The sequence below is a fragment of the Devosia sp. Root413D1 genome (genome assembly GCF_001425235.1).
GTDB lineage: Bacteria > Pseudomonadota > Alphaproteobacteria > Rhizobiales > Devosiaceae > Devosia_A.
Genome location: NZ_LMEA01000013.1, coordinates 45,954 through 68,912, shown reverse-complemented (window position 1 = coordinate 68,912; position 22,959 = coordinate 45,954). Strand labels below are relative to the sequence as shown.

At 65.9% G+C, this 22,959-nt stretch carries 24 protein-coding genes; 9 read left to right on the top strand and 15 right to left on the bottom strand.

The features are described from left to right. Nucleotides 1-87 precede the first annotated feature (87 nt). From fdxA to ASC89_RS25490, 5 genes are all read right to left on the bottom strand, one after another. The gene (gene fdxA, locus ASC89_RS25510) at nt 88-426 is read right to left on the bottom strand and encodes a ferredoxin FdxA (protein ID WP_055886464.1); all 339 of its coding nucleotides are present in this window, start codon (nt 424-426) and stop codon (nt 88-90) included. A gap of 295 nt (nt 427-721) precedes the next feature. Then, nucleotides 722-1,096, bottom strand: coding sequence for an RNA-binding S4 domain-containing protein (locus tag ASC89_RS25505; RefSeq protein ID WP_055886461.1), 375 nt, complete (start codon nt 1,094-1,096; stop codon nt 722-724). A 20-nt stretch (nt 1,097-1,116) separates the two neighbouring features. After that, nucleotides 1,117-4,287 (bottom strand): helicase-related protein, encoded by a 3,171-nt coding sequence (locus ASC89_RS25500; RefSeq protein ID WP_056003309.1) that lies wholly within the window; start codon nt 4,285-4,287, stop codon nt 1,117-1,119. A 560-nt stretch (nt 4,288-4,847) separates the two neighbouring features. Next, nucleotides 4,848-5,258, bottom strand: coding sequence for a hypothetical protein (locus ASC89_RS25495; RefSeq protein WP_055886454.1), 411 nt, complete (start codon nt 5,256-5,258; stop codon nt 4,848-4,850). Nucleotides 5,259-5,462: 204 nt separating this feature from the next. Beyond that, entirely contained in the window at nt 5,463-6,236 is a 774-nt protein-coding gene (locus tag ASC89_RS25490; RefSeq protein ID WP_162247996.1) for a DUF3108 domain-containing protein, read from the bottom strand. Nucleotides 6,237-6,498: 262 nt separating this feature from the next. Between ASC89_RS25490 and rpmB the strand changes: the two genes are divergently transcribed. Both rpmB and ASC89_RS25480 read left to right on the top strand, forming a co-directional pair. Then, nucleotides 6,499-6,786 carry a 50S ribosomal protein L28 gene (gene rpmB / locus ASC89_RS25485; RefSeq protein ID WP_055886447.1) on the top strand — a complete coding sequence of 96 codons (288 nt, stop codon included), beginning with the start codon at nt 6,499-6,501 and terminating at the stop codon, nt 6,784-6,786. Nucleotides 6,787-7,039: 253 nt separating this feature from the next. Then, nucleotides 7,040-7,726 (top strand): queuosine precursor transporter, encoded by a 687-nt coding sequence (locus tag ASC89_RS25480; RefSeq protein WP_056003306.1) that lies wholly within the window; start codon nt 7,040-7,042, stop codon nt 7,724-7,726. Nucleotides 7,727-7,739: 13 nt separating this feature from the next. On the opposite strand, the gene ASC89_RS25475 is transcribed toward ASC89_RS25480, so the two are convergent. The 6 genes from ASC89_RS25475 to ASC89_RS25450 form a co-directional block, all read right to left on the bottom strand. After that, nucleotides 7,740-8,111 (bottom strand): DUF4440 domain-containing protein, encoded by a 372-nt coding sequence (locus tag ASC89_RS25475; protein WP_056003303.1) that lies wholly within the window; start codon nt 8,109-8,111, stop codon nt 7,740-7,742. A 10-nt stretch (nt 8,112-8,121) separates the two neighbouring features. Then, nucleotides 8,122-9,153, bottom strand: coding sequence for an esterase-like activity of phytase family protein (locus tag ASC89_RS25470; RefSeq protein ID WP_055886437.1), 1,032 nt, complete (start codon nt 9,151-9,153; stop codon nt 8,122-8,124). Continuing rightward, nucleotides 9,150-11,039: a cobaltochelatase subunit CobT gene (gene cobT, locus ASC89_RS25465; RefSeq protein WP_055886434.1), complete on the bottom strand. Its 1,890-nt coding sequence runs from the start codon at nt 11,037-11,039 to the stop codon at nt 9,150-9,152. Before cobT ends, ASC89_RS25470 begins: the two co-directional genes overlap by 4 nt. Next, nucleotides 11,039-11,788 carry a bifunctional 2-polyprenyl-6-hydroxyphenol methylase/3-demethylubiquinol 3-O-methyltransferase UbiG gene (locus ASC89_RS25460; RefSeq protein WP_055887136.1) on the bottom strand — a complete coding sequence of 250 codons (750 nt, stop codon included), beginning with the start codon at nt 11,786-11,788 and terminating at the stop codon, nt 11,039-11,041. The genes cobT and ASC89_RS25460 overlap by 1 nt, the downstream gene beginning before the upstream one ends. 14 nt (nt 11,789-11,802) lie before the next feature. Further along, nucleotides 11,803-12,780, bottom strand: coding sequence for a cobaltochelatase subunit CobS (cobS, locus tag ASC89_RS25455; protein WP_055886431.1), 978 nt, complete (start codon nt 12,778-12,780; stop codon nt 11,803-11,805). Nucleotides 12,781-13,001: 221 nt separating this feature from the next. Then, nucleotides 13,002-13,643 (bottom strand): J domain-containing protein, encoded by a 642-nt coding sequence (locus ASC89_RS25450; RefSeq protein ID WP_055886426.1) that lies wholly within the window; start codon nt 13,641-13,643, stop codon nt 13,002-13,004. A gap of 51 nt (nt 13,644-13,694) precedes the next feature. Between ASC89_RS25450 and ASC89_RS25445 the strand changes: the two genes are divergently transcribed. The 3 genes from ASC89_RS25445 to ASC89_RS25435 all read left to right on the top strand — a co-directional run bounded on the left by ASC89_RS25445 (nt 13,695) and on the right by ASC89_RS25435 (nt 16,269). Next, complete coding sequence (locus ASC89_RS25445; RefSeq protein ID WP_055886422.1) at nt 13,695-13,961, top strand: BolA family transcriptional regulator; 267 nt, start codon at nt 13,695-13,697, stop codon at nt 13,959-13,961. Nucleotides 13,962-14,134: 173 nt separating this feature from the next. Beyond that, nucleotides 14,135-15,175 (top strand): OmpA family protein, encoded by a 1,041-nt coding sequence (locus ASC89_RS25440; RefSeq protein WP_056003300.1) that lies wholly within the window; start codon nt 14,135-14,137, stop codon nt 15,173-15,175. Nucleotides 15,176-15,282: 107 nt separating this feature from the next. Beyond that, nucleotides 15,283-16,269 carry an OmpA family protein gene (locus ASC89_RS25435; RefSeq protein WP_156384776.1) on the top strand — a complete coding sequence of 329 codons (987 nt, stop codon included), beginning with the start codon at nt 15,283-15,285 and terminating at the stop codon, nt 16,267-16,269. On the opposite strand, the gene ASC89_RS25430 is transcribed toward ASC89_RS25435, so the two are convergent. Next, entirely contained in the window at nt 16,266-17,108 is an 843-nt protein-coding gene (locus tag ASC89_RS25430) for a 5'-3' exonuclease H3TH domain-containing protein (protein WP_056003295.1), read from the bottom strand. The genes ASC89_RS25435 and ASC89_RS25430 overlap by 4 nt on opposite strands. Before the next feature lie 207 nt (nt 17,109-17,315). Here ASC89_RS25430 and ASC89_RS25425 point away from each other — a divergent pair, with 207 nt between their 5' ends. Continuing rightward, a complete protein-coding gene (locus tag ASC89_RS25425; RefSeq protein WP_056003292.1) occupies nt 17,316-18,827 on the top strand; it encodes an FAD-dependent monooxygenase in 1,512 nt (503 codons plus the stop codon). Here ASC89_RS25425 and aroB read toward each other — a convergent pair. Further along, nucleotides 18,811-19,929, bottom strand: coding sequence for a 3-dehydroquinate synthase (aroB, locus tag ASC89_RS25420; protein ID WP_056003289.1), 1,119 nt, complete (start codon nt 19,927-19,929; stop codon nt 18,811-18,813). The two genes, ASC89_RS25425 and aroB, sit on opposite strands and share 17 nt — an antisense overlap. Continuing rightward, nucleotides 19,922-20,515, bottom strand: a complete 594-nt coding sequence (locus ASC89_RS25415) for a shikimate kinase (RefSeq protein WP_055886404.1) — start codon at nt 20,513-20,515, stop codon at nt 19,922-19,924. The genes aroB and ASC89_RS25415 overlap by 8 nt, the downstream gene beginning before the upstream one ends. A 145-nt stretch (nt 20,516-20,660) precedes the next feature. Between ASC89_RS25415 and ASC89_RS28885 the strand changes: the two genes are divergently transcribed. Genes ASC89_RS28885 through ASC89_RS25400 form a run of 3 tightly spaced genes read left to right on the top strand, consistent with a single transcriptional unit; the run spans nt 20,661 to nt 22,468 of the window. Further along, entirely contained in the window at nt 20,661-20,972 is a 312-nt protein-coding gene (locus ASC89_RS28885) for a hypothetical protein (protein WP_056003286.1), read from the top strand. Continuing rightward, nucleotides 20,969-21,880, top strand: a complete 912-nt coding sequence (locus ASC89_RS25405) for a site-specific tyrosine recombinase XerD (protein WP_056003283.1) — start codon at nt 20,969-20,971, stop codon at nt 21,878-21,880. Before ASC89_RS28885 ends, ASC89_RS25405 begins: the two co-directional genes overlap by 4 nt. A 21-nt stretch (nt 21,881-21,901) precedes the next feature. Further along, entirely contained in the window at nt 21,902-22,468 is a 567-nt protein-coding gene (locus tag ASC89_RS25400; RefSeq protein WP_056003280.1) for a YdcF family protein, read from the top strand. Nucleotides 22,469-22,471: 3 nt separating this feature from the next. On the opposite strand, the gene ASC89_RS25395 is transcribed toward ASC89_RS25400, so the two are convergent. After that, complete coding sequence (locus ASC89_RS25395; RefSeq protein ID WP_056003277.1) at nt 22,472-22,801, bottom strand: hypothetical protein; 330 nt, start codon at nt 22,799-22,801, stop codon at nt 22,472-22,474. Nucleotides 22,802-22,959: the final 158 nt, after the last annotated feature.

Below are 22,959 nucleotides of genomic sequence, written 5' to 3'. Positions count from 1 at the left end.
GCAAAACCGAGGCTGGTCACTGATCTCGTCGCGTCTTCGAGACGGAAAAGTCTCAGAACTTTTCCAGCCACCCTCGCGGGGCGAAGGTCAATCGCCCTCGCCGGGAGCTTCGGAGAAGTGCTTCTCGAACTTGCCCTCGACCCCGTCCCACTCCTTGGCATCGGCCGGAGCATCGCGCTTCTCGGTGATGTTGGGCCAGGCGGAGGCATATTTGCTGTTGATCTCCAGCCATTTGTCGAGGCCGCCCTCGGTATCGGGCTTGATCGCCTCAGCCGGACATTCGGGTTCGCAGACGCCGCAGTCGATGCACTCGTCGGGGTGAATGACGAGCATGTTCTCGCCTTCATAGAAGCAGTCGACGGGACAAACCTCGACGCAGTCCATGTACTTGCACTTAATGCAGTTGTCCGTGACGATGTAGGTCATTCTTCGCGAGCGTTCCTGCTCAAGTTTCTAGGGCCGCTGGGTCTTTCAGCCGGGCGCACGCAGCAAGCCGTACGCCTCGGGCCGTGCTAGCCCTTTTTCTCCCACGCCGCAAGGGACAGGGCGGTCAGGCTTTCGACGCATCGGCCTCGCTCTCCGACATGGTTATCCGTCCCTGCCACGGGCGCGCGACGCTGCGATGCGCATCGGGGCGTGCAGGTTGGCAATTGTGGCGGGGAGAGCGAGGAATCGAGGCCGGCGATCGTAACGGCAAAGTGAACGATGGGGGCCGAACCGTTCAATCCTCGTCGTCGCGTAGTCGATCGGTGTCGCGACGTTCCTTCTTGGTCGGGCGCCCGCTGCCGATGTCGCGTTCAGCGTGGCTCGGTGGAGCTGTCTCACGGGGCACCGGGGGCGGTGAAAGGTCCTCGTAGAGCAGCGCCGCCTCCGGGGCAGGGCCGCGGCGGGTGCCGGGGTCGAGGATGCGCCAGACCAAGAGGCGGGTGTGCACTGTCATGGTGAGGACATCGCCCGGCCCGACCTTGTGGTCGGACCGGTCAGTGCGTTCGGAATTGACCCGGATGGCGCCGCTCTCGATCAGCTTCTGCGCCAGGGTGCGGGATTTCACCGCGCGCGAGAAGAACAGCCACTTGTCGAGCCGCTGCTTCTCCAAGCGCCACTATTCCGCGGTCTTCATTCGGATTTGGGGTTCCGCAGTGCGGCGAGCGCCGCCCAGGGTGAGTTCGGATCGAGCACAGCCGGTTTCCGATCCTCGCGCGGACGGTGTTCCTTCCACTCCTCACGCGGCTTGTCGAAGCGCTTGCCGCCCGGCTTGCCACCCTTGTTCTCGAACGGCTTGCCGCCGCCATTGCTGTTGCCGGCCCCTTGGCGCTGGCCGTCGCGACGGCCCTCGAAGCGCGGACGGTTGGGCTTGGCGTCGCCGCCCTTGCCATCGCCTTCCGGACGCTCGGGGCGACGGAAATTGCGCTGCGGGCGCTCGGATTTTTCCCCCTCGGCGGTCGCTTCCGCCCCATCGGCACGCGGGCCGCGGTTGCGGGCGCCGCCGTGACGCGGATTGTCGGGCCGGCGGCCAGCCGGGAACCAGACCTCGTCGAACTCGGGCTCAGCGGGTTTGGTGTCTTCGGCAGGGGCGGGGGCACCGAGATCAGCGGTGGCGGTTTCGACGGCGACGACTTCGGTCTCGGTGACAACCTGCGTAGCCGGGGCCACGCCCTCGACCGCATCGGCGGCAGCAGCGTTCACCTCGGCATCGGCGACATCGGCGACTACGGCATCGGTCGTGGTCTCTGTCGTATCGATAGTCTCAGTCGCGACCGCCTCAACGCCCTCAGTGGCTTCAGTGGTCTCGGTCGTCTCCGACGTGGTCGTCTCGGTGGTCGTCGCTGTCTCGACGACAACGGGCGCCGTGACCTTTGGGGTGCGGCGGACGCGATAGCCGAGCGAGTTGAGGATCGAGGCAAAGTCCTCGCCGGCAGTGCCGAGCAGCGAGGTCATCTCGACGGTGACGCGGAAACCATTGCCCTCGGCGGCGCCCGGCGGCAATTCGCCCTGGTGGGTCACCGGGTTCAGCGCGATCAGCGGGCGGATGATATCGGCGAGGCGCTCGAGGATATCGACGCGCACCGCGCGGCGGCCGGCGACCTTGAAGCCCGCCAGCTCATAGAGCTTCACGTTCACTTCGGGGTCGATGAGGAACGAGGTGCGGCCCGACAGCACGATCTGCGGCAGCTCGGCGACGCCCGGCTGGCGCACGCCGCCATGCTTCAGTGCATAGAGGATCAGCGCCAGCTCGCGCGGCGCCGGCTTCAGGCTCTGCGGCACGTAGATGTGGAAGGCGCCGAATTTCACGCCGAGCTTGCGGAGCTTGCCGCGCACGTCCTGGTCGAGGCCCTTGACCTCTTCGGCCACGGCGCTGCGCGGCAGGATGCCGAGATTCTCGTAGAGCCGATAGGCGACGCCGCGGGCGGCGCCCTCGAGATCGGCCGGTGCTTCGAGCGACAGCACGCTTTCGAGCTGGGTGTTGACCAGGTGGCGGAGCCACAGGTTCAACCGATCCTGGACGCGCTCGAGATCGGGGCCGGTGAGGCTCTCATCGGCGAGGATGATGAGGCGCGGGGTGAACAGCTGTTCGCCCTCGACCAGGTTGGCGATCACCTGGCCGCGCCAGCGTACATAGCCGTCGGTGGCGAGCACCAGCTCTTCGTTGGGCGCACCGGCGACTCGCTCGGCGCGTTTGGCGATTTCAGGCGCCACGACCTGCGCCGCGGCTGCCGCCACGCCTTTGGCATCGCCACCTTCCGACCGAGCCAAGGTGAAGCGGAAGCCCTCGATGGAGCCAATCAGGTGGCCTTCGAGGCTCACCTCGCCGCGGTCGTTAATTTCAGGCGATACCATATGCTTGTCTCTCAGGTGGCGCATAAGCACCGAAGTGCGACGATCGACGAAACGTTGAGTGAGACGCTCGTGCAGAGCGTCGCTCAGTCGATCTTCAATGTCCCGGGTCTTTTCGCGCCAATATGCGGGGTCTTCAAGCCAGTTCTTGCGGTTGGCGACAAAGGTCCATGTCCGGATCTGCTTGATCCGATTGGAAAGCGTATCAATGTCGCCTGTGACATTGTCGCAGAACCGCACCTGCTCGGCAATCCAGTCGGCGTCGACATGGCGGTGGCGGGTGAGGTCGAGATAGATGCGGGTAATGATCTCGCCGTGCTGCGCCGGCGAGATATCGCGGTAGTCCGGGATGCCGCAGCACTCCCATAAGAGCCGCACCGCCGCCTCGCTTTTTGCCGCAGCGCCGGCCTCGTTGCGGGCGACGAACTCCAGCGCATGCTGGTCGGTGGCGATGGGAACGCGGGTCAGGCCCCTGAGCGTGGGCGTCTGGTCGAGGCTATGGCGCAGGTCTTCGATCGAGGCGAAATCCAGCTCGGCGTTGCGCCATTGTATCACCCGGATCGGCTCGAAATCGTGGGTCTCGAGGCGCTTGACCAGTTCCTCGTCGAAATCGGGGGCGTGGCCGGTGACCCCGAATGTGCCGTTGTGCATGTGGCGGCCGGCGCGGCCGGCGATCTGGCCGAACTCGGCCGGGGTCAGCTGCCGGGTCTGGTGGCCGTCGAACTTGTGGTCGTCGGCAAAGGCGACGTGATGCACATCGAGGTTGAGGCCCATGCCAATGGCATCGGTGGCGACGAGAAAATCGACGTCGCCGTTCTGGTACAGGTCGACCTGGGCGTTGCGGGTGCGGGGCGAGAGCGCCCCCATCACCACGGCGGCGCCGCCGCGTTCGCGCCGGATCAGCTCGGCGATGGCGTAGACCTGGGTGGCCGAGAAGGCGACGATGGCGGAGCGCTTGGGCTGGCGGGAGATCTTCTTCGAACCGGCGTAGAGCAGCTCGGAAAAGCGCGGGCGCTGGATGATCTCGGCATCGGGCAGCAGCGCGCGGATCAGCGGCGTCATGGTGGCGGCGCCGAGCAGCAGCGTTTCACTGATGCCGCGGGCATGCAGCAGCCGGTTGGTGAAGACGTGGCCGCGGTCGAAATCGGTCGCCACCTGGATTTCGTCGATGGCGACGCATTCGACCGGCACGTCGAGCGGCATGGCCTCGACCGTGCAGACCCAGTAGCGCGGTTTGGCCGGAACGATCCGCTCCTCGCCGGTGACCAGCGCCACGTGCTGGGCGCCGATCCGGTCGACCACCTTGTGGTAGACCTCGCGGGCGAGGAGCCGCAGCGGCAGGCCGATCATCCCCGAGCGGTGCGCGAGCATCCGTTCGATGGCGAAGAAGGTCTTGCCGGTATTGGTGGGCCCAAGGATCGCCTTGAGCGAGGAGGCGGAAGCGGGAGTCATCGCGCCCTATTTAGGTGATCGAAAGCCAACAAACGAGTGTCTCGTCGCGGAACAAATAAGCGAGGTCGCTGGCGCTGGCGTTAACCATTGGTACGAACGAAGAACAAACCGGAAAGGAATCGGTTGCGACTCGGAAATCCGTGTTTGTTCACTACAGCATATGGTGGGTGGCTTGGTCAGCGACCCGCTAGCGCCACGGCATTCCTGTGGCATCCGGCGCAATCCCCGGAAATCGCGTTCAGGAAGGTTTCGAAGCGGTTAACTGCGGGCGGTTTGGGGCTCGAATCGGGCAAGTGTGAACGAGGCGTGAAGCCTTCACCCGCAAAGATTTTTGTGGCCTTCATGCCTTAGGTGCCTGAACAATGGCTGCTCACGCCGCCGCGTTGGCAAAATAGCCGTTGACCGTCCCGGAATGACACGCGGATTTTGGTAACACCCGGTTAACCATGATTTCCGCCGCCCGGCCGGCAGCCCCGCTTGGAGGCATGCCGGCACGAGGGACCACGGGTCTGTTGCCGGTGGTCCGGGGCGCGGAAGTCGGGGGCAGCGGCCCCGGGGTCTTAGCACTCGGCGACGAGTGGGACCCAGTTGGACTGGATGGGCGTGCCGGCGACGACGACACGGTATTCGGCGTCGACCGGATTGTTGATCACGAGATTCTGCGTGTAGCTGCCCATGACGATGCCGTTGGCGCCCTTCACGGTGGTGACAGCGTAAGGACCGCCGACGGCGCCGCCCTTCTTCACCAGCAGAATGTTGATCGTGCCGGGCTTGTTGGTTTCGACCCAGGCGGTGAGCTTGCCATTGCCGGGGCAGATATTGTTGGGCGGCGGGATGATGCCGAGCTGGATGCTGGTCGGCACGAGCTTGCCTGGGCCGGGGGTGGCGATCTTCAGGTCGAGGGCACTGGCGGCGCCAGCGAGCGCGACCGTAGTGGCGAGAGCGGCGATGCCGAGTTTCACGATGGTCATCAATTCCTCCTTGGCGCGAGCCTTGGAGGAGAAAATGCCGTCGCGCGCTTGAACGCGTGCTGAGGCAAGGGTTTAGCTGACGTTCATCGCCAGAGCATTTCACCGCTCGTTGAATCGGTGAATGCTCTACGTCTTTGATGTGGTCGCGCTTTCGAGGTGGAAAAGTCTGCAACTTTTCCTGAAAGCGCTCCGCGGACGGTGTGGCTACTCGGCGAGCTCGGTCAGCACCACCGAGAGGTCACCTGCTTCGGTGGTCACCAGCGCCCGGTAGGGGATGTAGTAGCCGGCTGCCTGGAGCGGCGCGTACCAGACGAGGATACGCTCGTTCCTGGCGAGATAGGTGGTGATCTCGTTGTTGGTATAGTGCCCGGAAATCGGGGTGTAATGCATCGAGCACAGCACCAGCGGCCCCTGGTAGCCGGTGCGCTTGCTCGTCGCGGTATCGTCCTTGACGTATTTGAGGCTCAGATTGAAGCGCTCGACACCGGTGAAGATCGGCATCTGCCGGTTGCACAGCTGCTGGTCGAGCGCGGCGCCCTTGAGGACGAACGGCGCCAGCATGTCGTTGGCGGTGGTGAGGTGCTTCCGCTCGATTGCCACGCGATCGATATTGTTGACGATCGGTGGAGCCACCTTGAACGTGTCCACGGTGCCGCCGGCATAGGTGACGGCCGCGGTAAAATCCTCGCCGCCGGCGCGGGTCAGGATGTCGAACTTCTGGGCCCTCAGGCCCTTGTCCGTGGAGGTCCCGGTCGAAGTGGCCTTGGCGGTGCCGCTTGCCACCAGCTGCGCCAGCCCGGTGATCTTGGCGTCGAGCACCAGCGAATAGGCCGAGCCGTTATCGGTCAGATTGATGCGGACATTGGCGATGTGGGTACCGCCCATGGTCACCATGTACTCGGCGCGCGCCTTGACCTCGGCTGCGGCGGCGGGCAGGGCCAGCAGCGCCAATCCCAAACTGGCAATTCGTGCGGCCAATCGCATCGTCTGGCGGAAACCGGCGTTCAACACGGGAACGGACCTCTGGCGGCGTCGCCAAGCGGCGACGCGACGTCACCAGGCAGCGAATCAATATTGCTGCCAAAATGCCGAGCGAGGCTCGGGCTGGCAAGGCATTCGGCGTTCACAAGCTTGACGGGAGGGGCTCAGTTCTCTATGGGAGCGTCCGCAATCAAGAACAGACTCCAGCCCGTTGCGAGGGGATAGTCCCCCGCCGAGGGCCTTTTGACAGGATACTCCAATGGCTCGCCGCTGCGAACTCACCGGTAAGGGCGTGATGACCGGGAACAAGGTGAGCCATGCGCTCAACCGTACCCGTCGCCGCTTCCTCCCCAATCTCCTCAACGTCTCGCTGCTGTCGGACACGCTCGGCCGCACGGTCAAGCTGCGTATCTCGGCGAACGCGCTGCGTACCGTCGAGCACCGCGGTGGCCTCGATGCGTTCCTGCTCAAGGCAGACGACGCCGAGCTGTCGCCCGTCGCGCTGTCGGTGAAGAAGGAAGTCCGCGCCGCTCTCGCGACCGCGTAAGCTTCGCCCTTTCAGTTTTCGCCGCGCGTCCCGAAAGGGACGCGCGGTTTGTTTTGAGGCCGGCTTGCTGTCCGCCACCGGTGTCATCCCCGCGCAGCGGGGATCTCCGTTTTGCGATGGTGCGTGAGGCGCCAAAACAGAGGTTCCCGCTTTCGCGGGAATGACATCGAGACTAGAAGACGCATCGGAGCGCAAGCTCCAACCCACCGCCCCGGTCTGATGCCGGTCAGCGGGTTCCATAGAGGTGCAGGATATGCTCGCTCGCTTTGTCGCGGCCATCGCGGCCATGGTCGTGGTCGTCACCGCGTCCAACATTCTCGTGCTCTACCCGGTTGACGCCGCGCTCGGCCCGATCAACCTCAAGGATCTCCTCACCTGGGGCGCCTTCACCTACCCCTTTGCCTTCCTCGTCACCGACCTCGTCAACCGCTATGACGGCGCGGCGCGGGCCCGCCTTGTGGTGGTGTGCGGTTTCGTCGTGGCGGTGGCGCTGTCGTTCTACCTGAGCTTCAACCCGCTGCCGTGGAATGCCGGAGGAGCTCCGGCTACCACGGCGCGTATCGCTACCGCCTCGGTGACGGCGTTCCTCATCGGGCAGTTGCTCGATATCTCGGTGTTCTCGCGGCTGAGGGCCAGCAGGAACTGGTTCCTGCCGCCGCTCGCCGGTTCGCTGTTCGGCTCGCTGCTCGATACGGCGATCTTCTTTTCCATCGCCTTCGCCCCGTCATTCGGCTTTGTCGACGGTATCTATGGGGCACAGGATGGCTCGCTGGGCTTTCCGGCGCCGTTCCTCAGCCTTGGGCCCGAGGTGCCGCTGTGGTTCTCGCTGGCGGCTGGTGACTTCCTGGTGAAGTTCCTCGCGGCATTGCTGCTGCTGGCGCCTTACCGGATGCTGATGGGCAAGCTGATGCCACTGCCGCCACTCAAAGTCGCGGCTTAGAGCCGGCTCTGACCTAGTCCGGCCAGCGGCTCAGGTGTTCGTGGGCGATCCACCAGCGGTCGCCCAGGCGCTTCAGCACTGTGGTGCCACGGCCCGAGCCCGACTGGCGTTTGCCGTCGACGGTGATTTCCCAGTTGAAGCGGTACGTGCAGGCCGCAGCACTGTCGCCCTCGGCGATCCATTCGAGTTCATCGAGCCAGTAGCGCTCGCTCGGTCCCATCGCTCGCCAGGTCGCTTCGAACGCCGCGCGGATCGCGGCGATGCCGCTATAGGTGCCGTTCGAGAACCAGAACGTCGCATCGGGCGCGATGAGGTCGATCAGCAGGTCGAAGTCCTGGCGGTTGATGCGGTCGGTGTAGGCCTCAAGCACGTCCCTTGCCGACATCCCGACCTCCTCAGTCCGGCAGGCTGAACTCCAGCAGCAGGTTGCGTTCCCAGTCGTTGAAGTTGTTGTCCGACACCAGGGTGATGCGGGTGGTGCCATCCGGGGCGCTGTGGACGGCGAGGGCCTCCATATTGTCGATGTCGCCGCCGGCGGCGTGCAGCAGCTGCTCGCCCTTCATATGTGCGCCGGCCTTCACCTCGGCGGCGGGGATGCGGACCAGCCGCATCTGGAAGGCGAGGAGCGCAATGCCGCGCTCCAGCACCAAGAGGTCGCCATTGGGCATGAAGGCGCAGTCGGTGGGGTTGGTGCCATCGCCCGAGATGTAGCTCAGCGGGCCCTTGTCGTTCTGGCCGAGCAGGTATGCCGAGTGCTGGCCGTCATCGTCGATGATGCCTTCTGTAAGGAGCAGGGTGGAGCCTGATATCGGCGAGTTGGCGGGGGCAATGCAGACCGCTTCCAGCGTCTCGTTGGTGCGGGTGTCGCTCAGCCATTTGGGGATGTTGACCTCGCGGGCGGCGCCTTGCGGCACGCCGTCGACCAGGGTGAAGTCGGCGACGCGGGTGAGGTTTTCAAAGCCGACGCGCACGGCGCTCGGCTGGCCGTCGCGGACGATCACCGCCAGCGCCTCGGCATCGCGCGAATAGGCGCGGGGCAGTTCCTTGCCCTTGGAATTCTGGATCGGCTCGACCTTGACGCCGATCAGCCCCATCGGCCGCGCCGCTTCGTCGTAGAGCAGTTGGCCGGAAACAAAATTGCCGCGATCCGAGACCATGACCAGCCGTCCGTCGGGGCCGGTGAAGCCGAGGCCGGAAAGGCCGCCGAAGGTGTCGGTCTGGCTCTGCATCTCGATGCCGCCGCGCCAGACAAGGCCCTGCACGCGCTGGCCGATGCCTGCGCCCATAAAGGTGGAGAGCGGCACCGAGGTCACCGTCTCGTCATCGGCCCGGGCGCCCAGCCCAGCCGCTACCAGCAGTGCGGCGCCTGCGCTTGCGATCAGCAGTGCCGCTCCGGCGAGACGCGAGGCACGCCGTGCTGCGGTCATCCGTATCGGCTCTTGCGGAAGGCGCCAGGGGCCTCCTCATCGAACAGCGAGGCGAGCTCATCGGTCAGCGCCCCTGCCAGCTCTTCGGCGTCGAGCAGCGTCACGGCGCGCCGATAATAGCGCGTGACGTCGTGGCCGATGCCGACCGCCACCAGCTGCACGGCGGAGCGGGTCTCGATGTCTTCGATCACCTGACGCAAGTGGGCCTCGAGATAGTTGCCGGCATTGACGCTCTGGGTCGAGTCGTCGACCGGCGCGCCATCGGAGATCACCATCAGGATGCGGCGATTTTCGGACCGGGCGAGCAGGCGCTTATGCGCCCATTGCAGGGCTTCGCCGTCGATGTTCTCCTTGAGCAGCCCCTCGCGCATCATCAGGCCGAGGTTACGGCGGGCATGCCGCCAGGGCTCGTCGGCCGCCTTGTAGATGATATGGCGGATGTCGTTGACGCGACCCGGATTGGGCGGACGCCCCGCCTCGAGCCAGGCCTCGCGGCTCTTGCCGCCCTTCCAGGCGCGGGTGGTGAAGCCAAGAATCTCGACCTTCACGCCGCAACGCTCGAGCGTGCGGGCGAGGATATCGCCGCAGATCGCCGCGATAGTGATCGGGCGGCCGCGCATCGAGCCGGAATTGTCGAGCAGGAGCGTCACCACGGTGTCGCGAAAATCGGTGTCGCGCTCGACCTTGAAGCTCAGCGCCTGCAGCGGATCGGTGACCACGCGGGTCAAACGCGCCGTATCGAGCAGGCCCTCTTCGAGGTCGAACTCCCAGCTGCGGTTCTGCTGCGCCATCAGCCGGCGCTGCAGCTTGTTGGCGAGCCGCGCCACGGCGCCGGCGAGGTTCTCGAGCTGCTTGTCGAGCAGCGCGCGCAACTGGTCCAGTTCCTCGGGCGGGCAGAGGTCGGGGGCGCGCACCACCTCGTCGAACTTCTGGGTGAAGATCCTGTAGTTGAAGACGTTCTGGAATTCTTTGGCGTTGGCGCCGGGCGGCGGCGGATTAGGCTGGTCCTCGCCCGATTCGGAGCTGTCGTCCTCGTCGGTCTCGGAGAAATCCATCTCCGCGCCTTCGACTTCGCCTTCCTGCTCGGATTGGCCGGGGGTCTGATCCTCGTCGGCCTCGGCGTCCTCGCTCTCCCCCTCGCCCTGCTCGGGGTTTTTCTCGTCGTCCTGGCCGCGCTCCGGCTCCTGGTCGTCACCCTGCTCGGAATCGTCGCTGTCGCCGTCGTCGAGATCGCTGTCGGGCACGAGGCTCAGGTCGCGCAGCAGCTGCCGCGTGGCGCGGCTGAACAGCTCCTGGTCCTCGAACTTGGTGAGGAGCGTGGTCAGCGAATTGCCGGCGCGCTGCTCGATTTCCTTCTTCCACAATTCGACGATGGCATTGCCCGAGGGCGGGATGGCGACGCCCGCGACGCGTTCGCGGAGGATCAGGCCCAGCGCCTCGGCCAGCGGAGCGTCGGCTTTGTCGTTGACCTCGGCGAAGTTCTGGCGGAACAGCCGGTCTTCCAGCATTTCGTGGATGTTGCCGGTCATGCCGGGCATGCGGATGCAGCCCAGCGCCTCGACGCGGGCCTGCTCCAGCGCATCATAGGCGGCGCGGGCTTCCGGCTCGGCGGGAGCGCGCTTCCGATGCGTTTCGGGATCGTGGCTGGCGAGCCGCATGGCCATGGCGTCGCCTTGCCCACGGGCAATGGCGATGTCGCGCAGCGTTGGCAGGCGCGGCAGGTTGGCGAGCCGCGCCTTGTCGGCGGTGAGGATGGGCCGATCGGCCGTGAAGCTCACCTCGAGGTCACGCTTGCCGCCAATGGCGCGCACCGCGGCGCCCATCGCCGATTTGAACGGGGCAGTGGTGTCGGGCTTGTTCTGCTTGGAGCGCGGCGGAGGGGCCATCAGTGTTCTCGTTGGGCAGGCTTGGTCAGGGACATCAAGAGGAACATCGGGCGGGTCAGCTCGGTCGCCCGCCACTCCGGATGGGCGGCGAACTGCGCGTCCGACGGTTTCCACTCGTTGACGGCGCGATACTCAAAGCCGGCGCCGGTGAGGATGTTCAGCATGGTGCCGATGGTGCGATGAAACTTGACGATGCCGTCGACGATCCAGTTGGTGACGCGGCGGCCCTCGACCAGGTAGTCGGCGATGGCGAAAGCCTGGCGTCCATCGGCGGCAGCGACCCACTCGGGCTCGGCGCGGGCGGCATAAATCGGGTGCTCGACGGAAAACACCAGTTGTCCGCCGGGCGCCAGCGCGCCGTACAGCGTTCCGGAGATGCGGTCGAAATCCTCGACATAATGCAGCGCCATCGAGCTGACGATCAGGTCGGCGCTACCGCGCGCCAGTACCAGCTCGTCGAGGTTGCCGCGGGCATAGGTGACGGCCGGATTGCTGGTCTCGGCCACGGCTCGCGCCAGCATCTTTTCGCTGAGGTCGATGCCGAGGACGGAACGGGCACCCTCAGCGCCGAGCCAGCGGCTCAGCTGGCCGAAGCCGCAGCCCAGATCGACGACGCGCTTGCCGGCGATCTCCGGCAAGAGGGCGCGCAGCGCCGGCCACTCGCTGGTGGCCTCGAGGCCATCACGCGAGCGCGGGAATTCGCTGTACCCGGCAAGGAATTTCGGGTCGTCGTAGATGTTCTGGGCCACCATGGGCCTCCAGCTCAGGCAGTCACCGCCAGGTTGGCAGCCGATTCCGGCAGGTCTTCGCCGAACACGCGCTGATAGAACTCGGCCACCACGGGGCGTTCGAGCTCGTCGCACTTGTTGAGGAAGGTCAGCCGGAAGGCGAAGCCGAGGTCGCCGAAAATCTCGGCGTTCTCGGCCCAGGTGATCACCGTACGCGGGCTCATCACCGTCGACAGGTCGCCGTTGATGAAGGCCTGGCGGGTGAGATCGGCCAGCCGGACCATGTTGTTGACGGTCTTCTTGCCCTTCTCGCCGGTATAGGTCTTGGCCTTGGCGAGGACGATCCCGACTTCCTTGTCGTGCGGCAGGTAGTTGAGCGTGGTGACGATCGACCAGCGGTCCATCTGGCCCTGGTTGATCTGCTGGGTGCCATGATAGAGGCCCGACGTATCACCGAGGCCGATGGTGTTGGTGGTCGCGAACAGCCGGAAGGCCGGGTGCGGGGTGATGACGCGGTTCTGGTCGAGCAGCGTCAGCCGGCCCTGCGTCTCGAGGACGCGCTGGATCACGAACATCACGTCGGGGCGACCGGCATCGTATTCGTCGAAGACCAGCGCAATGTTGTTCTGCACGGCCCAGGGCAGGATGCCGTCACGGAACTCGGTGATCTGCTTGCCGTCCTTGAGGACAATGGCGTCCTTGCCGACCAGGTCGATACGCGAGACGTGGGCGTCGAGGTTGACGCGGACGAGCGGCCAGTTGAGGCGCGCCGCGACCTGCTCGATATGGGTCGATTTGCCGGTGCCGTGGTAGCCCTGCACCATGACGCGGCGGTTGAAGGCAAAGCCTGCAAGGATCGCCAGGGTGGTGTTGCGGTCGAACAGATAGTCCGGATCCAGCGGCGGCACATGCGGATCGGTTTCCGCATAGCCCATGACCTTCATATCGCTGTCGATGCCAAAGGTTTCGCGGACGGAATATTGCTTGTTCGGCAGATTGTTGAATTCAGGCATTTCACGAGGCTCGCGGAAGGAAATAGGTCAAGACGGCTGCCTTGGCGGTTGCCGGGCTCTATAGCAGCATCGGGTGCCCGGGGGTAGGGCTGCGCGACAATCTGGCGACAGCCGGGCACGGGCGCAATGTGCCGCGTCGACGGGCACTTGCCGGCATCTATTGGCGGCGCAAATACCGCCATAACAAAGATTCATCCGACTGGCGCCGCAGGAAGCGGGTGTCAGCGCCCGACAAAGCCTTTGGACTTGAGGTGCGCGTAGGCGGCGATGATGGCACGCAGCCGATCCTCGGAGCTTTTGTCGCCGCCATTGGCGTCCGGGTGGTGGACTTTCACCAGCGCCTTGTAGGCGGCCTTGATCTGCTCGGCTTTGACGTAGCCCTTGAAGCCCAAGGTCTCGAACGAGCGGCGGTCCTGCTCGTGCAGCGGCTTTACCCGCTCTTCGGCCGGGGCGCGCTGCTGGTGGCGGGCATAACGGGCGAATACCCCGAACGGGTCGTTGACACGCTTTGCGGTCGGGTCACGCGGCGCGCCACGCGGCATGCGCGGACCGGTGCCGGCGCCCGGCTTGGCGCCGAACCCCCAGCTCGGTCGGCCGTCGGTTTCCTTTTCGGCGTGCAACTGGGATTCCATCTCCTCGGGCTTCATCCCGGCGAAGAAGTTGAACACCTGATTGTAGTGGCGCACGTGCTCGAGGCAGAAGTGGTGGTACTGCCCCACGGCCCGGTTGCCCTTGGGCGCCTTGTAGAGTCCGGGCTGGTCGCAACCCTCCCATCCGCAGGCCGGCACTTCGGCGCGCGCTTCGGGTTCCGGGTGCCGAGATCGGATCCGGATGCGGTCAAAATACTTGGAATCCAGCTTCATCAATCCTAGTTACGGGGCCTCAGCCACGCCTCAAACTGAACCGGTATCCATATGTCCGTTCGAGACACGATTGCAGAAAAACTTTCGGTCAAATTCACGCCGACCCATCTTGAAGTGATCGACGAGAGCGAGAAACATAGGGGGCACGGCGGTTATCGGGAGGGCGGCGAGACGCATTTCCGCGTCCGGATCGCCTCTCCAATGTTCACCGGCCAGTCACGCCTCGCACAGCATCGTGCCGTGATGGAGGCGCTCGACGCCGAGCTGAAAGCCGGCGTCCATGCGCTGGCCGTCGAGGTGGTCGCCTCTACGGCCTGATCGTCTGGTATTGTAGGATGCGGCACATATGGGTGCCGCGCCCCGGCGCTGCAACCGGTGCGCCGCTTTGCGGCCAAAGCCGGGCGAAGCCATGGCAGGCTGCCGCTTTGTCTCCGAACTATCGCCCAAGGCGTTGCCTAGCAGTGATGTCTGCAGACAGACTGGAGGGCGACATGTCCACTTTGAAGACGGCGGTCCTCGCGACCGCCTTCGCGCTATGCGCAGTGCCGGGTGCCTTGGCCGCGGGCAGCAGCTTGCAGCTGATCATCGGCGGCGAGGCCTATGACGGGCCGCCGAAGTTCGAGGTGACGTTCGACGGCAAGGTGCTGGGTGAGGGCGCAGTGAACGCCGCCATCGACACCGCCACCGCCGGCCGCTTTGCCGATGCCGCCGACAAGACCCCGTATGTGCAGAGTTTCGCTTTCGATATTCCCGAGGATTTGTTCAAGCCGGGCGGCGAGGTCCGGGTGCGGCTGGTGAACGAGGCCTATGGCGGCGACGGCTCGAACCGCGACCGCAACCTCTATCTCGCCGCCGTAGCAGTGAACGGCCGCGCCGTGACGGTGTCTGGACTTTCGACGCAGGGCACCACAGCCAGTACTGAGAACGAGCTGTTGGGCGAGTTCCTGGTGCTGAAGGACGGCAACGTGGAGGGCGTGTCGCGCGCGCCCACCGGCGGCTGGCCGCTGCCCGATGCGACGATTGCCGCGGCGCAGCCGGTAGCCGAGCCGGTGACGACTGAGGTCGCGGCGGTGGCCGAGGAACCAGCGGCGGTGAAGGCGCCCGTAGCGGTGACCGCTTTGAAACTGCCGGAAACGGGCGAGGGGGATAAGCCGGTCGCCACCGCGAGCCTCGCCGCAGCAGACGAACCGACTGCCAATCCGGCCTGCAACCGCGACGAGCTCTACAATGTCGTCGGCTTCAACGAGAGTTCGAACGACCTCACCCCCAAGCTGATGGAGCGGCTCGACCAGATCGTCGCCGATATCGGCGAGCAGAAATGCAAGGTGCTGGTCACCGGTTATTCGAGCCGCGCCGGCAACCACGCCACCAATGCGCTGTTCGCCATCGAGCGGGCGCAGAACGTCCTGGCCTACCTAAAGCAGGCCGGGCTGAAGTTCGAGAAGGTGTCGGCCACCGGCGCCGGCGCCACCGAACAGTTCGGCGAGACGTTCTACGCCAACCGTCGCGTGGTGATCTCGGTCGCGCCGTAATCGGAGCGGTACGCGGCAAGGACCAGGTTTGCGCGTCCAACACGCTGTTGTCGCGCTCCCTTCTGTGCGCAATAGTATCGGTGCGGCGTACAGACGGGAGGGCGCGGATGCGTCTCGGTGGTATTTGTCTGCTTGCTGCCGTTCTAGGCAGTGGTGTCGCGTCAGCCGATGAAGTCTCTTTGCGGCTGGTCGGCGAGGATGGTCCGCTGGGCCCGCCAGCATATGCGGTGACTGTCGACGGCACGCTTATCGGCACCGGGACGCTGCGCGCTCCGGACGGCGCAAAGCCGCGCGAGCGTACCGACTTGAACACCATCGCGTCTGATCGGACCTTCACGATCCCGGATGAACTGCTGCAGGCCGGCTCGGTGGTCAAGGTTTACCTGATCAATGACGCCATCGACGATACGGGCGCCGACACGACGCTCTACATTCTGGGCGTGTCGATCGACGGCGTGGCCGCCGATCTGGCTGCGGCGACGATTGCAGCTGCCGACGGGGAAGCCAAGGAAATCTACATGACCTCGGAGGGCGCCCTGATTTTGGCCTGGAATGCGGCCGCAAGCTTCACCGCTCCCGATGGCGGTTGGCTTGCGGGCGGCGCCACCGAGGCAGCGGCGACGACACAAACACCGACTGCAGAGGTCCCGGCCGAGCAGGAGGCTCCGGTTGTGGACGAGGCGCCGCCGGCTGCCGCGGCAACGCCGGTAGAGGAAATGGTGCCGCCGGTTGAGGAAGCAGCGGCAGGCGACGCGCCACCTGAGCCGACCTGCGCGGTAGATGCAACGATCGCCCTGACGGACTTCGCGAATGGCGAGGCTAACGTGACCGAGACGACGGCGCAGGAGCTGATCGGCTTCTTCAAGGACCTCTCAGTCGACCAGTGCGAACTTGGCGTGGCGGGATACTCCAGCCTAGGCGGCGAACCGGCAACGAACCTCGCGGTATCGCAGGCGCGGGCTGACGCGGTGCTGGAGTTCATCAAGGGCAGGAATCTGCACTTTGCCTCGGAACAGGCCGTGGGCCACGGAGAAACCAGCGAGTTTGGTGACGGCAGCGCCAATCGCAGAGTCGTCGTGACCGTCGGTCCCTAGACTCGGTCCGCCAGCTGCTGCAGCCGGTCGGCGAGGTTGTTCAGTTCCCAGTCGCGAGCGAGGGCGGCGGCTTTGCCCCAGGTCGGCTTGGCGTCGGGGATCGGTGGCAGCGGCGCATCCGTCACCATGGTGGCGATGCGCTTATAGAGCCGCAGATCATCGGCCTGGGTGGGGAAGCGGTTGTCGGCGATCATCGCTTCGAGATCCGGGTAGCGCTGCAGGAGGCTCGCCGCCGTGGCCTCGCCGACGCCCCTGGCGCCGGGGATCTTGTCGGAGGGGTCGCCGCGCAGCGCGATGAAATCGGGTACCTGGCGGGGCTCCACCTTGTAGCGCTCGCGCACGCCGGCCGGGTCGATGCGGGCGATCTCGCCGCCCTTGATCGGCGCGAGGATGGTGGTCCGGTCGGAAGCCAGTTGGTAGGCGTCGCGATCGCTGGTCGCGACCAAAGCCGTGCCGCCGGCTTTCTCCTCCATCGCCACGGCGGTAGCGAGGAAATCGTCGGCCTCGAAGCGGCCCGCCTTGCCGAAGACGAAGCCGAAGGCGCTGACGACCTGAGGCAGCACCTCGAGCTGCTCGACGATCTCATCCTCGAAAATACGGCCGCCCTGGTAGGGGGCGAATTCCAGCGCCCGCCAGTTGGGTTCGGCGAGCGTATCCCAGCCGACCACCACGGCGCGCGGCTGCTCGGCCTCGTACAGCCGGATCAGGTAGTTGGCGAAGCCGACAATGGCGCCACCACCGCGATCGCCCTTGCGCCGTACCGTCTTGGGCAATGCGTGATAGGCGCGGTGGGCGAACGAGTCGCCGTCGATGACGAGCAGCGGGCGGCGATCGGACATGGTTTTCCCTCGGCGTCTTTTGGCGCGGCGCGGGCTCGAATCGTGGCCAGCGTCTCGCGCTCGGTGGCAGGATACATGTCAGGGAGGGGTGGCAAAGCGCGATCTCGCCCTCTGCCCATACTGATATGTAACGCACAAGGGGCTTGCTTCAAGACCCCGACCATCCCGCAAAAGGCGTGTCCTCGTCAGATCTGAACGGAGACAAAGATGCGCAAGTCCGAACATCAGGTGGTGATTGCCGGCGGCGGCCCGACCGGGCTGATGCTGGCCGCAGAGCTGGCGCTCGCCGGTGTCGACGTGGCGATCGTCGAACGACGGTCGAGTGGGGACGTCGTCGGCTCACGCGCCGGCGGGCTGCATCCCCGTACGCTCGAAAGCTTCGAGCAGCGCGGCATTGCCGACCGGTTCCTCGCTGAAGGGCACGTGGCGCAGGCGGTGGGGTTTGCCGGCGTGCGCCTCGACCTCAGCGGTTTCCCGACGCGTTACCCCTACACCCTCGGCCTCTGGCAGAACCACGTCGAGCGGATCCTCGGCGGCTGGATCGACACGTTCGAGGTGCCGATCTATCGGGGTGTCGCCGTGACCGACTTTACGCAGGACGAGGCCGGCATCGACATTGCGCTCAGCGACGACGGTGCGTTGCGGGCGCAATATCTCGTCGGCTGCGACGGCGGGCGGAGCCTCGTGCGCAAGGTGGCGGGGATCGAGTTCCCCGGCTCGGACCCCACCACCAGCAACCTGATTGCCGAAGCGGAACTGGCAGAGGAACCACCGGAGTTGGGCATTCGCCGGGATGCCACCGGAATTCATTCCATCGGCCGGGCCGAATACGAGATCCGCGATGGTCAGATCATCTTTGCCAAGAGCGGTCCTGTCCGCGTGCTGGTGACCGAGCGGGAGGTGGGCAAGACCGGCGAGCCGACGCTGGCCGAGGTGCAGGAGGCGCTGATCGGCGTTTACGGCACCGATTACGGCATCCACAGCCCGACCTCGATCACCCGCTTCACCGACGCGGCGCGACAGGCGGCGACTTACCGCGAGCGGCGGGTACTGGTCGCGGGCGATGCGGCGCATATCCATCCGCCCGATGGCGGCATGGGCTTGCAGACCGGGGTGCAGGACGCGGTGAACCTCGGCTGGAAGCTGGCGCAGGTGATCAAGGGGACGTCGCCCGAGAGCCTGCTCGACAGCTACCACGCCGAACGGCATCCGGTCGGGGCCAGGGTGCTCCGCTACACCATGGCTGCGGTGGCGCTGCGGCGTGAGGATGATCGCACCAAGGCGTTTCGCGAGACCATGGCGGAGCTGCTGGAGATGGAGGAGCCGCGCCGGCGTGTGGCCGCCGACCTGACCGGGCTCGGGATCCGCTACGAGCTCGGCGAAGGCCATCCGCTGCTCGGGCGCCGCATGCCGGATCTCGATCTTGCTACGGCCGGCGGCCCGAAGCGAACCTCCGCACTGCTGCACGCGGCCAAGCCGGTGCTGCTCAACCTCGGCACGCCCTCGGCATTCAACATCGCGTCGTGGGCGGATCGGGTACAGATTGTCGACGCGGCATATGACGGCGCGTGGGAGCTGCCGGACCTCGGAGTGGTCACTGCACCTGAGGCCGTGCTGATCCGCCCCGACGGCTATGTGGCGTGGGTCGGAGACGCCGCCGGGCAGGGGCTGGCCGAGGCGCTGGCCACCTGGTTCGGGAGGCCTAACGGCTGCTCCTGACCTCTTCGAGATAGGCGCGCACGGCGGCCGGGTCGACATGCTTCTCGATGAAGGCCCGGCCGATGCCGTAAGTCAGGATGAAGGTGAGGGCGCCGCGCACCACCTTCTTGTCCTGGGCGATGGCGTTCATCAGGTAATCGGTATCGGGCAGCTCGCCGGGGATATCGTTGATGTGGGTCGGGAGGCCCGCGGCGCTCAGGTGCTGGGCAATGCGGCCGGTATCCTGGCTGGGCGCGAGGCCGAGCTTGGCCGAAAACCCATGCGCCAGCACCATGCCGATGGCGACGCCTTCGCCATGCAGCAATCGGTCGGAATAGCCGGTGGCCGATTCGAGCGCGTGACCGAAGGTGTGGCCGAGATTGAGCAGGGCGCGGACCCCGGTCTCCTTCTCGTCGGCGAGCACGAAGCGGGTCTTGGCGGCGCAGCAGCGCGCCACCATTTCAGCGCGCAACGCAGCGTTGCCGGCAAAGATCTCGCGGCGGTTGTCTTCGAGCCAGAAATAGAACGGCTCGTCGTCGATCAGCCCGTATTTCACCACTTCGGCATAGCCGGCGGCGAGCTGCCGTGGCGGCAAAGTGTCGAGCGCGTCGAGGTCGGCCAGCACCAGCTTAGGCTGGTGGAAAGCGCCGATCAGGTTCTTGCCGTGCGGCGAGTTGATGCCGGTCTTGCCGCCGACGGAGCTATCGACCTGCGCCAGCAGTGAGGTCGGGACCTGGACGAAATCCATGCCGCGCCGCGCGATCGCCGCCGCGAAGCCGGCGAGATCGCCGATGACGCCGCCACCCAGCGCGATGATCAGGTCGCCGCGTTCCAGCCGCGCTGCGAGAATCGCCTCGACCACTTCGCCCAGCCGGGCGAAGGACTTTGTGCTTTCGCCATTGGGCAGCACCACCGTGGTGTAGCCGACTTCGGCTGCATCGAGCGAGGCGGTGAGCCGCGGCAGTTGGGCGATGGCGACTTCGGTGTCGGTGACGATGCCGAAGCGGCGCCCGGGGAACCTGGCCTTGAGCAGGGCGCCGGCATTGTCGATCAGCCCATTGCCGATGAGGATGTCGTAGGCGCGCTCGTCCAGCGGCACGTGGACGGTGGTCGGCTCAGCCATTGGGCGTCTCGCTGCTCAGGTGCGCCAAAACGGCGTCGATCACTTCGCTTGCCACCTGGTCCTGCGGCACGTCGCGCGAGACGATGGTGACGTCGGCCTCGGCATACACCGGATAGCGCACGTCGATCAGCTTCTGCAGGGTTTCGCGCGGGTTGGCGGTCTTCAGCAGCGGCCGGTTGGAGCGGCGCGAGACGCGCTGGAACAACAGCTCGAAATCGGCCTTGATCCATACCGAGATCGCCGCTTCCTTCACCAGGGCCCGGGTTTCGGGGTTGATGAAGGCACCGCCGCCGGTGCCGAGCACGATGTTGTGGTCTTTCAGCAGCCGGGCGATCACCTTCACTTCGCCGGCGCGGAAATCGGCCTCGCCATGGGCGCGGAAAATGTCTTCGATGGTCATGCCGGCAGCCTTCTCCACCTCTTCGTCGCTGTCGACGAAGTGGCGGCCGAGGCGGGCGGCGAGGCGGCGGCCGACCGTGGTCTTGCCGGCGCCCATCATGCCGATCAGGACGATCGGGCGGTGCCCGAGGAGCCGCTGCAGATCCTCGCGCCGGTCGTCGCGTGTGGTCGGGCCGTCGCGTGACATCGCATTTCCCTGTTCGGCCGGTTTGAAGCGTTAGGGCGGCATAAAGTCAATGCCCGCTATGGTCGGACGGCTATGGTTAGCGCACCCTTGATCGCATCCGGCAAACAGGGGAGACTGGCCCGTAGCGTGACAAAAGCGGATTGCCATGCCGACTCTCATTCGTCTGATCGTCATCCTGCTGGTCCTGGTCGGACTGGGCTACGGGGCCATGTTCGCGCTCGTCGCCATCGTCCAGCCGCGCGACAAGGAAGTGACCATCCGCATTCCGGCGCGCGACCTGGTGCCCTCGACGCAGCGCGATCCGCTGGTGCGGCGCGAGATCAACACCACACGTCAACCCGAAGCACCGGCGGCCGCGCCGCCCGCTGCCGAAGAGCCGGCGCTGTCGGTCGAGCCCGCCAGCGATGCACCGGCCGAGGAGGGTGAAGTGGTGACCCGGCAACAGGGAATCGAATGAGCGGCGGCCATCTGGTCGACGCGTTCCTCGAGATGATGAGCGCCGAGCGTGGCGCGGCCAAAAACACCATCGATGCCTATCGCCGCGATCTTGGCGACTATTGCGGGTTCCTGGCGCGTCGCGGCACCGGACCGACCGCGGCCGGGCGCGAACAGGTGACGGAGTATCTCGCCTTCCTCGAAGCCGAGGGCATAGCCGCCTCCTCGAGTGCGCGAAAGCTCTCGGCGATCCGGCAGTTCCACAAGTTCCTCGCCGCCGATGCGGTGCGCGGCGACGACCCGACGCGAATCATCGCTTCGCCCAAAGCGAGGCGAGGCCTGCCCAAGGTGCTGTCGATCGCCGAGATCGATCGGCTGCTGAGCCTTGCGGAAGCCGAGATCGAAGCGCCGGAGGTGAGCGAGGCTGAGCGCGCCATGGCGGGACGGCTCTACCTGCTGCTCGAGCTGCTTTACGCCACTGGCATGCGCGTATCGGAGCTGGTGGAACTGAAGCGGGCCGCGGTGATGCGCGACGCCAGCTTTCTCACCGTGCGCGGTAAGGGCGGCAAGGAGCGGATCGTACCGCTCACCGATCGGGCGCGCGATGCGGTGAAGGCGTATCTGACGCGGCTCGAGCCCGGCGTGTGGCTGTTTCCAGCCGGCGGCGAGAGCGGCCATCTCAGCCGGCAGGTGTTTGCGCGGGAACTCAAGCGGCTGGCCGGGCGGGCGGGGATTTCCGTGGCCCGGGTGTCGCCGCACGTCTTGCGGCATGCCTTTGCCAGCCACCTTCTGGCGGGCGGCGCGGACCTGCGAGTGGTGCAGACGCTGCTCGGGCATTCCGACATCTCGACCACGCAGATCTATACCCACGTCCTCGACGAGAAGCTGAAATCGCTGGTCGAAGCGCACCATCCGCTGGCGGAGGGCTGAGAGCTGCGCCTGCTGTTCCGCGTGCTTGGCCTCGTCGCTGCGGCGATGGTGCTCGTTGTGGCGTGGATCGCTTTCGACATCTGGAGCTTCGGTAACAGCAGCGATCCCGGTTCCGCCGATGCGGCGCTGGTGCTGGGTGCGGCCGTGGCCGGGGATCATCCAACGCCGGTGTTCGCGGAGCGGCTCAGGCACGCTGTCGCGCTCTACAAGGCCGGCAAGGTGCGGACGCTGGTGATGACCGGCGGCAAGAACCCGTACGATGCGGTCGGCGAGGCCGAGGCCGGGCGGGCGTGGGCGATGGCGGCGGGCATTCCAGCCGAGGCGATCCTCGTCGAAACGCAGTCGCGGACGACCAGGCAGAACATCGACTTCGCCGCACCGATCCTGGCCGAGCATCAGCTGGCCCGGGTGCTGGTGGTCAGCGATCCGCTGCACTTGAGGCGCGCTGTTACCATGGCGCGCGAGCTGGGGATCGATGCCTGGCCTGCGGCGACGCCGACCAGCCGTTACCAGACGCTGGGCACGCAATTGCCAATGCTGGCGCGCGAGGTGTGGTTCACCCTGGTCTACCGGATCACGGGCCAGTAGGTCTCAGGAGCGCTTGTGGGTGAGGCCGTCGAGCCGGTCGAGCAGTTCGTCCAGCGCACGCAGTACGTCACCCATCAGCATCGGCTTGGGCGGTGCAGCAGGGACGTCGCTCCAGGTGGCGCGCAGCTCGGTAAGCCGCTCCTTACGCCGGCGCCGGGCGGCCTTGGCTTCGGCGAGGGTACGGCGGGTCGCCAGGTTGCCAGGATCCAGCGTGAACAGTTTCTCGCAATGCGGACACCAGGCGTCGCCGTCGGGGCGTACCAGCTTGGCGTTTTCGAGGAACTGGCCGCTGCAATGCGGGCAGCCAACGCTCACCAGGGCATAGGTCGTCATGGTCGAAGGATGGTTCCGGTCGTTTGCTCCAGCGTTGTCATGAATGCGTCATGCATTGGTTAACGCGGCGTGACAGAGCGGTGGAATGGGTCCCCGGCCACCGCTCGATGCTTGACTCGGCGGGGCCGCATCGCCACTTTCCGGCCACTTTAGGGCGC